Raw genomic sequence first — 14,382 nt, forward strand, 5'->3', positions numbered from 1 at the left:
TACATAAATATTTTCAAAGAGGAGTGTAGAGAGAATGAGAAAGCTATTATCCATTCTAATGCTAGGTCTAGTACTATTTATTGCTGCGTGTGGTACAGAGGGTGAAGCAGAAGAAACAGCGGGCGATAATACGGAAGAAGCAGAGACCACGTCTTCTGATTCTGCTGAGGAAGCAAATGAAGAAAGTGGAGAAAAACAAACGGTAACTTTCTGGCATTCTATGGGCGGTGCTGGTCAAGAAGCAATTGATGAAATTGTTGCAGGCTATAACGAGTCTCAAGATAAGGTGCAAGTAAATGCAGAATATCAAGGGACATACGATGAATCGTTGACGAAATTCAATGCAGTTGCAGGTTCTGACAGTGCCCCAACAATGATTCAAACCTTTGAGATTGGGACAATGTCTATGATTAATAGTGGGCAAATCGTACCTATTCAAGAATTTGTCGATGCAGATAACTACGATATGAGCGGATTAGAAGAAAATATTACTAACTATTATTCTCTTGATGGAACATTCTATTCTATGCCATTTAACTCTTCCACTCCAGTAATGTACTATAATAAGGATGCATTTGAAGCTGCTGGTTTAGATCCAGAGGCACCACCAGAAACATTTGAAGAAGTGGAAGAAGTGAGCAGAGCTATAGTGGAATCTAATCCTGAGATGAAGGGCTTCGCTTTACAGGCTTATGGATGGCTATGGGAGCAATTATTGGCAAACCAAGGAGCATTATTACTAAATAATGATAATGGACGTACAGATACCCCTACAGAAATTGGTTGGACGGAAGAAGAAGGAAAATCCATCTTCAATTGGGTGAAAAACATGGTTGATGACGGTACATTTGCTAATTATGGTACGAATGGAGATAACATGGTTGCTGGTTTCTTAGCAGAGGATGTTTCGATGTTCTTGCAATCATCGGCAAGCTCCCGTGATGTTATTGATAACGCACCGTTTGAGGTAGGTATTGCTTTCTTACCGCATCCAGAAGATAAAGAGCGCCAAGGGGTAGTAATTGGCGGAGCTAGTCTATGGATGATCGATGGCAAACCAGAAGCAGAACAACAAGCAGCATGGGATTTCATGAAGTACCTGCAAACTCCAGAAGTTCAAGCACAGTGGCATGTAGGAACTGGTTACTTTGCTATCAATCCTGCTGCTTATGAAGAACAAATTGTTGTAGATGCTCATACAGAAATGCCACAATTAAAAGTAACAGTTGAACAACTTCAAGCAACAGAATCAAGCTATGCTACTCAAGGCGCTTTAATGGATATGCTTCCACAAGGACGTAAAGTAATGGAGACGGCTTTGGAAACTGTCTATAATGGCGGAGAAGTTGATGCTGCCTACAATACGGCCGTAGAACAATTCAATGCTGCAATTGAACAAGCAAACGCTGCACGTGGCGAATAAACAGTAAATGAATGAAAGAAGGCTTGAGAATAGAGCGAACATGCTCTATTCTCCTTTAGCTTCACTACCGGATGTATGATAAGGGAGGAGTTTATATGAGAGAAACAAAGATTTATGGTCATCGTGGAAGTATGGGAGCATATCCAGAGAACACCTTAATTAGTTTCCAAAAGGCAATCGAGCAAGGGGTAGATGGAATTGAATTGGATGTCCATATGACAAAGGACGGTGAAATTGTTGTTATACATGATGAACAATTGGACCGGACCACAGATGGAAATGGATTTATTAAGGACTTGACTCTTCCAGAAATTAAAGAATACAGTGCGGGTGCCAAATTCCAGCATTTTGAAAGCTATGACTATGAGACTTGGGGTGAAGAAAGGGTGCCCACCCTTCAAGAGGTTCTGGAATTATTGCATGATTTCCCAAAGGTTGAATTAAATATCGAGTTAAAGACTTATATTTTTCCTTACTTCGGAATAGAGGAAAAGGTACTCTCTCTTGTGGAGCAATATGGAAATAATAGAAAGGTAGTGTATTCATCCTTTCATTTACCTAGTTTATTGCGGATTAAGAACATGGATCCGACTGCAAAAATAGCTTGGCTGCTTATGCAGGGAATTTCTCATCCAGTAGACTATATGGAAACATTTGCGATGGAATCTCTACATATCTCTAAAGACATGGTGCTAGAGAATGTATATGATTATAAAAATCTCTTGCAAAATCTTCGTGTGTGGACAGCTAATAGTACAGATGAGATAAAACAGCTGCTTGATCTTCAGGTTCAAGCCATTATTACAGACTACCCAGAAAAAGCGCTGTTCTTTAGAAATGAAAGAAAAATGTTTGTTTAGAAAGACTGCCTTCTTTCTGATTATATCTATCATTGCATTAACTGGCTGTACACCGGAAGTACCCCAACCAGGACTTGTTGATCCACCGAAAATAATAGCACATCGCGGTGCTAATGATCGGTTTAATGAGCATACACTCACAGCATATAAAATTGCAGCAAATGATGGAGTCGATGCATTAGAAATTGATCTACGCATGACAAAGGATGATGTATTAATCGCGATGCATGACGAAACGATTGATCGTACAACAAATGGCGAAGGGGAACCAGAGCATTACACCATTGAGGAAATGAAAGAGTATGAAACGGTAGAAGTATTTAATCAGAAAGAATCGGAGGAGGAGATTCCTACTCTAGTTGAAATCCTCGATACATTTGGGACTAGCGAGCATTATTATATTGAGACAAGATTAGTAGATGGTGCCACAGAGATGGAAGAGCCGTTGATCAATTATCTGAACATGTATGATCTAGTTGAAAAGAGCCTTGTTACCATTCAATCCTTTTCACAAGCTAGTCTTGAAAAGATTCAACAACTGGAAGATGATATTCCGCTTACTCTGCTCTATAAAAAAGGAAACTTTGAATTAGAAGAAGCGATTGCAGTGTCCTATCCAATCATTGGAATGGAATCAACAGATGTAACCGTTACAAACGTAAACCAATTACACCGAGCAGGAAAAGAGGTTCATGTATATTTCACTAATCCCAGCAGCCAAAGAGAAGAGCAGAAACGTGTACATGAGCTGAATGTAGACGGTTTTTTCACAGATGATATTCTCTTTACGAAAGAGTTAATCGCAGGGAATGAATAATTAGAGCCCAGCTTGTCCAATTGGATGGGCTAGGCTCAACTTTTGGGAATAATAGATCTTGATCAGCATCAGAATTTGTTAGACGAGTGCTGAAAAAATCAAGACTTAGAAAGATATAAATATGATAAGTAATGTGTGGACAACAAGCAGCACATTTATGAGTGGCAATCCAAATCGTGATAGCATTAAATTACTTAGTTGCTTCTCTTTTTTGAAATATTGTTGGTCCATCTAATTGTTCATGAAGGAGGTATAACGATTGTATCAATTTTTATAATAACGACTATCATAGCCTAATCGTTCCGAAGCTTCTTTTCCCGCATCCATCACTTTTTTAGCGATTTCTTTAATCTTATAGTCTTTCATTCTCTGGATCGGACCAACTACAGTAATGGCACTAACTACTTTCCCCGTAAAATCCCGTATAGGTGCTGCGACAGAACGGGTTCCCTCTGTTAATTCTTCTGTGCTAACGGCGTAGCCTTTTTCACGTATAGATTTCAACTCTAATCTGAGTTTATCTGGATCGGTAATACTAGCAGGTGTGTGTGCCCTTAACCCTTGGGAAATAACTTCTTCAGTTAGGGAAGAATCATTATATGCGAGCAAAACCTTTCCTGAGCTTGTGCAATAAGACGGGTTTCTTCTACCTAAATGTGTGAGGATTCGTACTGGATGATTACACTCCTCCTTATGGATATAGATCGTATCCAATCCATCCATGATGGCAAGATGTGACGTTTCTCCTGTGTCGTTGACTAATTTATATAGTACAGGAGCTGCTTCCTTATGGATCTCTAAATGATTCGTTACAATTCCGCCTAACGTTAGTACAGACAACCCGAGGCGATAGGCTCCTGTTTTATCATCTTTTACTACAAACCCTTCACTGGCTAATGTTGAAAGCAGTCTGCTTACCGTACTCTTAGCAAGTCCTAAGGATTCGGCCAATTCACTCACTTTTTTGGTCGGTTCAAAAGTTGAGAAGCTTTTCAGGATGCGCAATGCATTGCGAACAGACGATAATACTTGTGGTTTGTTTTTAGTCATAAGTATCCTCCTCAGAAAAGCCTGTTCTGCATAAAAGAACAAGACTTATATTTATAATATCAATGTTTTACCCATAGTATCTATAGAAAAAATAACTCTTTAATTTTATTATCTAAAAATTTTTATAAAAAATCTCCCTTCTGTTGCGTATAGAGGAACACCAGACTATTCTTCTCATTATTGGTTTTCTATAATGAAGGTGTTCAAGAGGATGTGCATCAAAGGGATAGGTTGTTTACTAATTTTCATGGGTTAAGCGGAAATGCTGAAAGCGTTCCCTTAAATACAAAAAGGAGGACTTACTGATGCAAACAACGGAAAACAGAACGGAAGTAAAGGCAATTGATTGTTCCCACTTTATAGATGGAGAATATGTTCCTTCTATAAATGGAAAAACATTTGAAAACATTAATCCAGCAACAGAAGAAGTATTAGGAACGGTAGCAGAAGGAACAAAGGAAGATGTAGATAGAGCGGTAGCTGTGGCAAGAAGAGCACTTCGCGCAGAATGGGGAAATATGCCATTAAGACAGCGTTCTGCACTGATTCGTAAAGTTGGCGATCTTATTTTAGAAAGAAAAGAAGAATTGGCTGTATTGGAATCATTAGATACTGGTAAACCCATCTGGTTATCAAGAAGTGTGGATGTTGAGCGGGCAGCGTATAATTTTCACTTTTTTGCAGACTTCATGACTACTGTTGGAACAGAAGCATACCAACAGGACGACATTGCGATGCATTATGCGGTTCGCCACCCAGTTGGAGTAGTAGGTTTAATTAACCCTTGGAACTTGCCATTGCTGCTGATGACTTGGAAATTAGCTCCGGCATTAGCTGCAGGCAACACAGTAGTAATGAAACCATCAGAAGTGACACCAATGACAGCAACCGTTCTGGCACAAATTTGTAAAGATGCAGGAATTCCAGATGGTGTCGTTAATATGGTCCATGGATTTGGGGAAACAGGTGCAGCAATTACGTCACATGATGATGTGGATGCCATTGCATTCACTGGAGAAACCATTACTGGAAGTGCCATTATGAAAGCTGCTGCCCCGACTTTAAAGAAACTGTCCTTCGAGCTTGGCGGAAAGAATCCGAATATCATATTTGCAGATGCTGATTTAGATGATGTAATCGAAACAACACTTAAATCCAGCTTTATTAACCAAGGAGAAGTTTGCTTATGTGGATCTAGAATTTACGTAGAACGATCCATTTACGACGAATTTATCGAGAAATTTCAAGATAAGGCAAAAGACCTGAGAGTAGGAGATCCTTTCCATGAAGATACGAAAGTGGGAGCGTTAGTTAGTGAGGAGCACTACAACAAAGTATTAAGCTATTTGGATATAGCAAAAGAAGAAGGCGGTCATTTTGTTATCGGTGGAAAGGCTGCAGAAGGCTTTGAGAAAGGATTCTTTGTGGAACCAACGATTATTACTGGTTTAAACAGTGATTCCAGATGTGTCCGTGAGGAAATCTTCGGGCCAGTTGTTACGGTGGTGCCTTTTGATACCGAAGAGGAAGTCTTACATCAAGTAAATGATACGCATTATGGATTAAGTGCAAGTCTTTGGACAACAAATATCAAACGTGCAACTCGCCTTTCTGCACAAATTGAGGCAGGTATGGTTTGGGTAAATACATGGTTCTTACGTGATCTGCGTACACCATTTGGTGGCATGAAGAGCAGTGGAATTGGCCGTGAAGGCGGCGCACACAGCTTTGACTTTTACTCCGAATTAACGAATGTAACGGTTAAACTTTAGGAGGTTCTTACATGGAAGCAGAACAATTAGCGTCCCATTTAGCGAGTGCATGGAGTATAAGGGAAGGGGTTCAGCCGGTAACCGAGCTGAACCCAAACCTTACCATTCATGAAGCTTATCAAATTCAATTGGCTACGATCAAACAAGAGGTAAACAGAGGTCACCGCATAACTGGAAAGAAGATTGGATTAACTTCTAAAGCGATGCAAGACATGCTTGGAGTTGGTGAGCCTGATTATGGTCATTTGCTCTCTAATATGGTAATTGAAAATCGGGGGAGTATTCCATTCCATAAAGTACTCCAGCCAAAAGTGGAAGGGGAAATTGCTTTTATTCTAAAAGAAGATCTAAAAGGGCCAAATGTTACCTCAATGAATGTTATACAAGCAACAGATGTAGTTGTTGCCGCACTCGAAATTGTCGACAGCAGAATCAAAGATTGGAAGATTACATTAGAAGACACGGTAGCAGATAATGCCTCATCTGGACTCTATGTTCTCGGTGAGAAACCTAAAAAATTGACAGAAATAGACGTAAAACAATTAGGAATGGCTCTATATAAAAATGATTCTTTACAAAATACTGGAGTTGGCGCAGCTGCACTGGGTGATCCAGTAAAATGTGTGGCTTGGCTTGCAAATAAGTTATCAGAATTTGATATCACGTTGAAAGCTGGAGAAGTGATTTTATCTGGTGCGCTGTCAGCAGCTGTTGAAGCTAAACCTGGTGATCATTTCTACGCAAAATTTGCTGAACTTGGAGAAGTATCCATCACATTTACAGAATAAAAAATCAAAGGAGGGATGAAGGTGGAAAGGATAAAAGTAGGCATTATTGGATCTGGTAATATTGGTTCGGATTTGATGGTGAAATTAACCAAATCAGATGTACTGGAGTTAACAACCATGATGGGAATTAACCGTACATCTAAGGGAATGCAGCATGCAGAATACTTAGGACTGCAGGTTTTTGATAATGGAGTTGATGGTTTACTGGAGCAGCCGGACTTAGTCGATATTCTCTTTGACGCAACAAGTGCAAAAGCCCATCTTCATAATGCGGAAGTAGCTAAAAAGCTAGGGAAACAAATGCTAGATTTAACTCCAGCTGCTCTTGGTCCGTTTATCGTTCCTACTGTTAATTTGGGAGAACATGTGAATGCAGAGAATGTTAATCTAATTACTTGTGGAGGGCAAGCCACAATCCCAATTATCTCTGCGATTAGTCAAATTGCTCCCGTAGAATATGGTGAAATTGTCGCTACTATTTCTAGTAAAAGTGCCGGGCCTGGCACAAGAGCAAACATAGACGAATTTACAGAAACAACAGCTAAAGGAATTGAAACAGTTGGTGGCGCCCGAAAAGGGAAAGCAATCATTATTTTAAATCCTGCTGAACCGCCTATCATGATGCGGGATACGATTCATGCATTGGTAGAAGGAGAAACAATAGATGAAGAGGGCATCACTAAATCTATTAAAGAAATGGTGAGCAAGGTTCAAAGCTATGTACCTGGATACAAATTACGAACAGAGCCTATTTTTGACGGAAATAAGGTTACAGTATTCCTAGAAGTTGAGGGTGCTGGACATTACTTGCCAAAATATGCTGGTAACTTAGACATTATGACGTCTGCCGCGGTGAAAGTAGCTGAAGAGTTTGCTAAAAATCGGAAGCACCAGGTAGCAAATCATTCGTAGGAAAGGGGAGGAAAATGTGTCAAATGAAATTATCCTAACTGAAGTGGCACTGCGTGATGGGAGTCATGCAATCAGTCATCAATATACGGTAGAACAAGTCCGTTCGATTGTCCAATCACTTAATGATGCAATGATTCCCTATATTGAGGTGTCCCATGGGGATGGGCTTGGTGGCTCTTCATTACAGTACGGTTTATCAAAAGTAGATGAGATGAAATTAATTGAAGCAGCCGTTTCAGTGTCCAATTTCTCAAAGATTGCAGTATTGCTTATTCCTGGGATTGGAACAATTGAAGACTTAAAAGAAGCAAAGAAGCTTGGTGCGAAGATGGCCCGGGTTGCAACGCATGTGACAGAAGCGGATATCTCTAAGCAGCATATTGAAACAGCAAAAGAATTAGGAATGGAAGCAGTTGGATTTTTAATGATGAGTCACATGGCACCAGTTGAGACATTAGTGGAACAGGCGAAACTAATGGAGAATTATGGAGCAGATATAGTATATGTTGTTGACTCTGCAGGTGCATTGCTTCCACATGAAGTAAAAGAAAGAATCAGAGCACTTCGTCAAACATTGGAAGTAGATATCGGCTTCCATGGACATAACAATTTATCCGTTGCAATGGGAAACACGTTAGCGGCCATTGAAGAAGGAGCAACTCGTATTGATGGCAGTGTTCGATGCCTAGGAGCAGGTGCGGGAAATACACAGACAGAAGTACTAGTCGCCGTGTTAGATAAAATGGGAATTTCAACGGGCGTCGATCTATATAAGTTGATGGATATGGCAGAAGAAATAGTCGCACCTATATTGCCGAAACCACAGGAAATCAATCGTGATAGCTTAACATTAGGTTATGCTGGTGTATACTCAAGCTTTTTATTACATGCTAATCGTGCTGCGAAAAGATTCTCTGTCGACTCGCGTGATATTTTAATAGAGCTTGGCAGACAAAAAATTGTCGGTGGCCAAGAGGATATGATTATTGATGTAGCAGCAGGACTAGCAAATAAATAAAAGCTTAAAGCTGTTATTGGAGGAGAAACATGGATAAACATACAATTGATGAATTAGCAACCTACGTTCTTCAAGCCGAAAGAGAAAAACGGGAGATTGTAAAAATAACGGACACATTATATCCTAACCTGACGATTGACGAAGCCTATTTAGTGCAAGAAGAGCTTGTCACTCGTAAACTAGCTGAGGGCTTACAAATTGTTGGGCCCAAAATGGGAATTACTAGCGAAGCAAAAATGAAACAAATGAATGTAACTGATCCTATATACGGTTATGTTTTTAATAATATGATCGTGGAAGAGGGCGCAGCTGTTTCTGTAGAGGATTACATCCATCCTAAGGTTGAACCGGAAATTGGATTTGTTTTAGCAAGAGACTTAGAGGGACCTGGAGTCACGGCACTAGATGTATTAAGAGCTACAGATTACGTATTCCCAGCACTTGAAATTATTGACAGCCGCTATGAGAATTTCAATTTCACATTACCTGATGTGATAGCAGATAATACCTCTGCAGCTGGTGCAGTGTTTGGAACGTATCTGCGAAGACCAGACGAATTGGAGTTGGATGTAGTTGGAGTAACACTTTCTATTAATGGAGAAATTCAAGCATTAGGTGCTGGAGCAGCCGTTTTAGGAAATCCTGCTAACTCTGTTGCCAGACTGGCAAACATGTTAAGTAAAAAAGGCGAAAAAGTAAAAGCTGGACAGCCAATCTTAACCGGTGGACTGACTGCAGCTGTTCGCCTTGAACCTGGAGATTATGTTCAGGCAAAATACGGTGGGCTTGGAGAAGTGTCCTTTTTCGTAAAGGCATAAATCATTTTCCCGCAGGATAATTGTCTGTATGACGCCGTCCTCAGGAATCAGAGTAGATTACAAGAATGGTAAGTGGGGACTGTATATTATTCTCACTGAGTGGAGGTATCACTTTATAAAAGAAAGGAGTCGATTTTGTTGCCGCTCGTAAATATACAGATCATGGAAGGACGTTCACCAGAAAAAATTGAAGCTTTATTGGAAAATGTAACAAACACAATTATGGAAACGCTTGATGCACCACGACAAAATGTGCGAGTTATTGTTCAAGAGATACCGAAGACACATTGGGGAATTGGTGGAGCAAGTGCAGAAAAATTAGGAAGGTAGACTGCATTAGGAGAAATGGTGATCCTACTAATAGGATCACCTGTCCTTTCTTCAAATTATCTATTTTTTCCAATCGGTCATTCTTACTGCTCATGAGTGACCTTTTAATAAAATTCTTTTTTCAGTTAGATTGAACGAAACTTGTACTTGTAATAATTAATATCCTACCTCAACAGCTGCATTTACCAGATACATCATTTCGTTGCTATCGCCTTCTTCTTCAAGAATAATACCACTTGTTGTCGCCATACCGCCTTCCATAACTTCTATCTCTACTTTGCCAAAGGGAATGGATTTGGTTACTTCGGCTTTATCTAACTGGTCCAAATTACGAGGAACTGCAAGTTTGACCTTCACCTTCATATTATCCAGGGATTGGTTTGGTAGTGCAGCTTCAATTCCTGGCATCGAGTTAAAATTGATTGCGTTATCCACCGCTTTTACCGCTGCATTTGTAATATCCTGTCCGTGCATATCAATTCCCGTTCCGGTCTGAATGAATAAAATTTTATCCAATGTTAACAACTCCTTGGTTTTGTTTGGCTTACTATTCTTATATCCTATAATCGAATCTATTAATCTTATTTATGAGAATTAATTTAGAAGTAGCCAAACAAATTTCTAATTTAGTAGGTAAAGGAGGGATTGAATTTGATAAGGTATAACAGAGTTTTCCGACCATGGAATAGACCTTTTTTCAATCTAATTCATAAAAAAATTAAAGGCTGAACCATATTTTCATGATTATATGGTTCAACCTTTGTTATTAAGATACTGATGTTTATTTTTTTAATAGCTTAAATAGTGGAGGAGCAACTGTAGCTGTTACAAATGCAGCGAGAACTGCCTCGGCAAGTCCATTTGTTAAAAAGACAGTCAGAACAGCTATAATAATAGCACTCGTGCTGTCGGCATTAATTGCTTGAGCATAGGCATCGTTAAATAATAAAGAAATAGAACCCATTACTAACAGAGTATGTACAAATGTTGAAAGGAGGCCTGTAAGAAATAAAACCTGTTTCTGTTTGTTCTTTTTCTTAGTCATAGCCTTATGCATTGCCTTGAATAAATAGTAAGGGATAAAGCCGATTATTACTCTAGGAACAATTGCAACAAATAATGCCCAAAAACTCCCTTGACCCGTTCCTAATACAGGAATTGCTGGAGAAAATGCAAAAGAAAGCAGCGTCGGAGCAACTGTATTTGTTACAATGCTTGTAATTCCGAATACAAATCCTAGGAAAGCACCAATTTTCGGGCCTAGTATAATGGAAGCAATAATGATCGGAATATGAATGATAGTTGCTTTAATTACACCTAAATGAATAAAACCAATTGGTGTAAAAGCACATAATAATATAATGGATAAAAAAATGGTTGTTAAAGTAAAGTCTCTTATTTTCAATTTATTACCTCTTTAGCAATAATATTACTTCTGCTATTCAGCAGAGATTCTTTTTTTTAGCATGTCAAACAGTTAAATAATTTTTATATGCTTATAAATATTAGGGAACTTAATAAAAATTTGAAAGAGAGTAAATGACACTACATTAGGATCCATTGTCTTTAAAACAAGCTAAGCACTAGCGTACAATACAAAGCACATAAGAAGGCGGTTGCAAGTCTTTAAAAATTCTATTTCTGTGTTGCTATTTTATAATATACCATATCTTAATTGTAAAATAGTAAAATAAATTATCTTAGAGATACTTATTTTTCTCTGGAAAATGAAATAATTAACTCTGCTCCGTCCAATTAATTAAAAAATAAGTAAAAAACCCTGCTGTTTGAAACGCAATTAGTCAAGGTTGTTTTATCATGCCTTTAGAAGTGTGGTATTTTGATTTTATCTTTTATTTGGTTCCTAATTCTCTACTAATTCAGCTAACAAGATTAGTATCCTGCTCTCTTAAACTTCAAAACAACATAATTCAACGCTTTATTATGGAAACGTGTATGATGAGATGATTCAATAATTAAAGGTTTTTTATATAGCCTAAATTGATGAATTTGAGCTGCGTATATGTGTGTAGAAGAAGCGGTGTACGATGCGGAAAAAAATATTTTTTTCTCAAATATTTTAGGAATCATTTTCGAATAATGACCATATATTGATTCGTATTTAATTTTTTATTGGGAGGAAAGCAAATGAACATGACTTTACGGTTTTCAAAATGGGGAATAGCGGTGTTAGCGACTTTAGCTTTATTAGCAACATTTATCCTCGGTAATGCATCTAGCGCCTCAGCATCTATTAATTATGGAGAAGAAGTCTCAGAGGTAGCAAAAAAACATGTAGGATCTCCTTATAAATGGGGCGGAACTACACCAAAAGGGTTTGATGCAAGTGGCTTTACGCAGTATGTGTATAAAAAAGCAGCAACTAAAATGACCATCCCTAGAACAAGTGCTGAACAATATAAAGTAGGAAAGGCAGTCAAGAAAAAAGACTTAAAGCAAGGTGATTTAGTCTTCTATAGTACAGGTAAAAAATGGAAAGTATCGTTTGTTGGTATATACAATGGAAATGGTACATTTACCGGAGCTACATCAAAAGGTGTAAAAGTTGTTAAAATGAGTGATAAGTATTGGAAAGAGCGTTATGTCGGGGCAAAACGCGTGATTAAATAACTTTAAAGGCCTGGGCGCCTGCTGCGCCCGGTTACTCCTATATGAGAATAAAGATCTTGCATTTTTTGTAAGGTCTTTTTTTCATATATAATGGTTTGTTTCAACACCCTCTATCCATGATGGTGGATAGATTTAATCTTTACTTCTAGAAATGGGAAATATCTAGACCTAAGAAACTTGCTTCGAAAATATAAACGATTGGTAGAAGAAGCGAACGCCCCTTATATTCCATTTACAATTTGCGTCATACACATGCAACCATACTTATGCGAATGGGTAAAAATCCAAAATTTGTAAGTGAACGGTTGGGACATGGACTAGTTAGTATTACATTGGACATTTACTCACACAAGAATCAAGAAATGCAAAGACTATGGATGGACAGATTTGACAATAGTTTCCGGAATTAATGGACACATAAGACCTTATTGAATTAATGGATAAGCCAGCCTTGAAAATAAGGTATGTGCAATGCATAAATATACAGGATGAATATCATCACTTTTTTATTAAACAATGAAAAAGCGCCAACCCCTTGATAAAACAAAGGATTGACGCTTCTCTAAGTTAGTGATTCCGACTGGACTCGAACCAGCGACCCCTACCCTGTCAAGGTAATGCTCTCCCAGCTGAGCTACGGAATCGTAGTGAATAATATATGTAAGTATAATGAATTTGCTATAACGTGTCAATGTTTATTGCAGGCTAACTGGTTGTAACCCGTTAATGTGAAGAATTCGAGTAGAATACAAGGCATAGTAAGTGGGGGAGTAATTTTGTCAAACACCCTATTCTTTCAAGGACCTCATACTTATACCCTAGAGATGCTTACACTCAGTGGGGATGGAATTCCCACTGAATGAAGTTTCGATATATAAATAATCTATTCATCGAAAAGAGAAGACTAACGTTCAACCTTATCTTTAAAAAACTCAACTGATTATGGCGATTAGTTAATCATAATTTGTATCTGGTGATTTCCCGTTTGTCCTCTGTGTTAATGTTCATGATTAAGATGGTTGTGTTCATTTTTACAAAGGATAGAATCCTGGTGCCCATGTTCGGGATTTTCTAATTGAATGGTTACATGGCCAATGCCGTTATGCTGCAAATGATGTTCAATCGTCCGCAGTAGAGATTGACATTCACTAATCGTGAGATCGTGGCGAACGACAGCATGGCAGGAGAGTGCATTATGTCCACTTGTAATGCTCCAAACATGTAAGTCATGAATGCTTATAACTTCTTCGTTATTCTCTATTGTTTTAATAACTTCCTTCATATCAATATTCTTTGGTGCACCTTCCATAAGTACCTGGAAGGAGTCCAGTGTAACACGCCAACCGCTAATCAATACCAAGATAGCAACGAGGGCACTCGCAAGTGGATCAGCCCATCCCCAGCCAAAGAACATGATTAATAAAGCTGCTGAAACAGCGCCGACTGACCCCAGCATATCGCTAAGTACGTGGAGAAAAGCTGCCCGTAAGTTTAAATTCTCCTTTGTGTCGCCGCCTCGCATTAAAATCCATGCAACAAGGATATTTACAAGTAAACCGATGATTCCGATAATCAGCATGCCACTAGAAGCAACCTCAGGAGGATTAGAGAAGCGTCTGAATGCTTCATAAAAAATAAACAGAGCAATAATAATTAACGTAACCCCATTAAAAACGGCTGCTAGAATCTCAAATCGCTTGTATCCATAAGTTTTACTATAGTCTGCTACACGTTCACCAAGCTTAAATGCCAATAATCCAACCCCGAGTGAGATAGAATCACTTAACATATGGCCTGCATCACTAAGAAGTGCCAGACTATTAGTTAATATTCCACCTATCGCTTCAATTACCATATAGGATGTAATGATTATAAAACTTATAAGAAGCGTTTTTTTATTTGCACCATGCGTATGATTATGCCCATGATCGTGCCCCATAATAAGACCCCCATTTCTTAAGTA

Annotated in this window: 15 protein-coding genes and 1 tRNA gene; 11 read left to right on the top strand and 5 right to left on the bottom strand. The window is 38.6% G+C overall.

From position 1 onward, the window contains the following. The first annotated feature begins 34 nt into the window (after positions 1-34). The 3 genes from D8M04_RS09480 (at position 35) to D8M04_RS09490 (ending at position 3,100) form a co-directional block, all read left to right on the top strand. The gene (locus tag D8M04_RS09480; RefSeq protein ID WP_121522680.1) at positions 35-1,423 is read left to right on the top strand and encodes an ABC transporter substrate-binding protein; all 1,389 of its coding nucleotides are present in this window, start codon (positions 35-37) and stop codon (positions 1,421-1,423) included. 95 nt (positions 1,424-1,518) lie between these two features. Next, positions 1,519-2,283: a glycerophosphodiester phosphodiesterase gene (locus tag D8M04_RS09485; protein ID WP_121522681.1), complete on the top strand. Its 765-nt coding sequence runs from the start codon at positions 1,519-1,521 to the stop codon at positions 2,281-2,283. Continuing rightward, the gene (locus D8M04_RS09490; RefSeq protein WP_158595104.1) at positions 2,276-3,100 is read left to right on the top strand and encodes a glycerophosphodiester phosphodiesterase family protein; all 825 of its coding nucleotides are present in this window, start codon (positions 2,276-2,278) and stop codon (positions 3,098-3,100) included. Before D8M04_RS09485 ends, D8M04_RS09490 begins: the two co-directional genes overlap by 8 nt. A 264-nt stretch (positions 3,101-3,364) precedes the next feature. Here the strand turns inward: D8M04_RS09490 and D8M04_RS09495 are convergent, their stop codons facing one another. Beyond that, on the bottom strand, positions 3,365-4,150 hold the full coding sequence (locus D8M04_RS09495) for an IclR family transcriptional regulator (protein ID WP_121522683.1): 786 nt from the start codon (positions 4,148-4,150) through the stop codon (positions 3,365-3,367). Positions 4,151-4,455: 305 nt separating this feature from the next. Here D8M04_RS09495 and D8M04_RS09500 point away from each other — a divergent pair, with 305 nt between their 5' ends. The 6 genes from D8M04_RS09500 to D8M04_RS09525 all read left to right on the top strand — a co-directional run bounded on the left by D8M04_RS09500 (position 4,456) and on the right by D8M04_RS09525 (position 9,788). Continuing rightward, entirely contained in the window at positions 4,456-5,922 is a 1,467-nt protein-coding gene (locus D8M04_RS09500) for an aldehyde dehydrogenase (RefSeq protein ID WP_121522684.1), read from the top strand. An 11-nt stretch (positions 5,923-5,933) separates the two neighbouring features. Then, entirely contained in the window at positions 5,934-6,710 is a 777-nt protein-coding gene (locus D8M04_RS09505; RefSeq protein ID WP_121522685.1) for a 2-keto-4-pentenoate hydratase, read from the top strand. A gap of 21 nt (positions 6,711-6,731) precedes the next feature. After that, positions 6,732-7,622, top strand: a complete 891-nt coding sequence (locus D8M04_RS09510) for an acetaldehyde dehydrogenase (acetylating) (protein ID WP_121522686.1) — start codon at positions 6,732-6,734, stop codon at positions 7,620-7,622. 16 nt (positions 7,623-7,638) lie between these two features. After that, on the top strand, positions 7,639-8,640 hold the full coding sequence (gene dmpG, locus D8M04_RS09515) for a 4-hydroxy-2-oxovalerate aldolase (RefSeq protein WP_121522687.1): 1,002 nt from the start codon (positions 7,639-7,641) through the stop codon (positions 8,638-8,640). 29 nt (positions 8,641-8,669) lie between these two features. Further along, positions 8,670-9,458, top strand: a complete 789-nt coding sequence (locus D8M04_RS09520) for a 2-keto-4-pentenoate hydratase (RefSeq protein WP_121522688.1) — start codon at positions 8,670-8,672, stop codon at positions 9,456-9,458. 138 nt (positions 9,459-9,596) lie between these two features. After that, a complete protein-coding gene (locus tag D8M04_RS09525; RefSeq protein WP_121522689.1) occupies positions 9,597-9,788 on the top strand; it encodes a 4-oxalocrotonate tautomerase in 192 nt (63 codons plus the stop codon). A 156-nt stretch (positions 9,789-9,944) separates the two neighbouring features. On the opposite strand, the gene D8M04_RS09530 is transcribed toward D8M04_RS09525, so the two are convergent. Further along, positions 9,945-10,304, bottom strand: a complete 360-nt coding sequence (locus tag D8M04_RS09530) for a Lin0512 family protein (protein ID WP_121522690.1) — start codon at positions 10,302-10,304, stop codon at positions 9,945-9,947. Positions 10,305-10,569: 265 nt separating this feature from the next. Next, positions 10,570-11,193 carry an ECF transporter S component gene (locus tag D8M04_RS09535; protein ID WP_121522691.1) on the bottom strand — a complete coding sequence of 208 codons (624 nt, stop codon included), beginning with the start codon at positions 11,191-11,193 and terminating at the stop codon, positions 10,570-10,572. A gap of 743 nt (positions 11,194-11,936) precedes the next feature. Here D8M04_RS09535 and D8M04_RS09540 point away from each other — a divergent pair. Beyond that, positions 11,937-12,419 (top strand): C40 family peptidase, encoded by a 483-nt coding sequence (locus D8M04_RS09540; protein ID WP_121522692.1) that lies wholly within the window; start codon positions 11,937-11,939, stop codon positions 12,417-12,419. A gap of 239 nt (positions 12,420-12,658) precedes the next feature. Further along, complete coding sequence (locus D8M04_RS20720; protein WP_121522693.1) at positions 12,659-12,829, top strand: tyrosine-type recombinase/integrase; 171 nt, start codon at positions 12,659-12,661, stop codon at positions 12,827-12,829. A gap of 161 nt (positions 12,830-12,990) precedes the next feature. Here the strand turns inward: D8M04_RS20720 and D8M04_RS09550 are convergent. Beyond that, positions 12,991-13,063, bottom strand: a tRNA-Val gene (locus D8M04_RS09550). Between the two features lie 353 nt (positions 13,064-13,416). Beyond that, complete coding sequence (locus D8M04_RS09555) at positions 13,417-14,358, bottom strand: cation diffusion facilitator family transporter (protein WP_121522694.1); 942 nt, start codon at positions 14,356-14,358, stop codon at positions 13,417-13,419. Positions 14,359-14,382 lie beyond the last annotated feature (24 nt).

It is taken from the genome of Oceanobacillus piezotolerans (assembly GCF_003665065.1).
GTDB classification, from domain to species: Bacteria; Bacillota; Bacilli; order Bacillales; family Amphibacillaceae; genus Oceanobacillus; species Oceanobacillus piezotolerans.

Bases quoted from the DNA above. Each gene is read 5' to 3' on its own strand.
- D8M04_RS09540 (WP_121522692.1), top strand. From the start codon at position 11,937: ATGAACATGACTTTACGGTTTTCAAAATGGGGAATAGCGGTGTTAGCG.
- D8M04_RS09555 (WP_121522694.1), bottom strand. From the start codon at position 14,358: ATGGGGCACGATCATGGGCATAATCATACGCATGGTGCAAATAAAAAA.
- D8M04_RS09505 (WP_121522685.1), top strand. From the start codon at position 5,934: ATGGAAGCAGAACAATTAGCGTCCCATTTAGCGAGTGCATGGAGTATA.
- D8M04_RS09485 (WP_121522681.1), top strand. From the start codon at position 1,519: ATGAGAGAAACAAAGATTTATGGTCATCGTGGAAGTATGGGAGCATAT.
- D8M04_RS09500 (WP_121522684.1), top strand. From the start codon at position 4,456: ATGCAAACAACGGAAAACAGAACGGAAGTAAAGGCAATTGATTGTTCC.
- D8M04_RS09495 (WP_121522683.1), bottom strand. From the start codon at position 4,150: ATGACTAAAAACAAACCACAAGTATTATCGTCTGTTCGCAATGCATTG.
- D8M04_RS09480 (WP_121522680.1), top strand. From the start codon at position 35: ATGAGAAAGCTATTATCCATTCTAATGCTAGGTCTAGTACTATTTATT.
- D8M04_RS09520 (WP_121522688.1), top strand. From the start codon at position 8,670: ATGGATAAACATACAATTGATGAATTAGCAACCTACGTTCTTCAAGCC.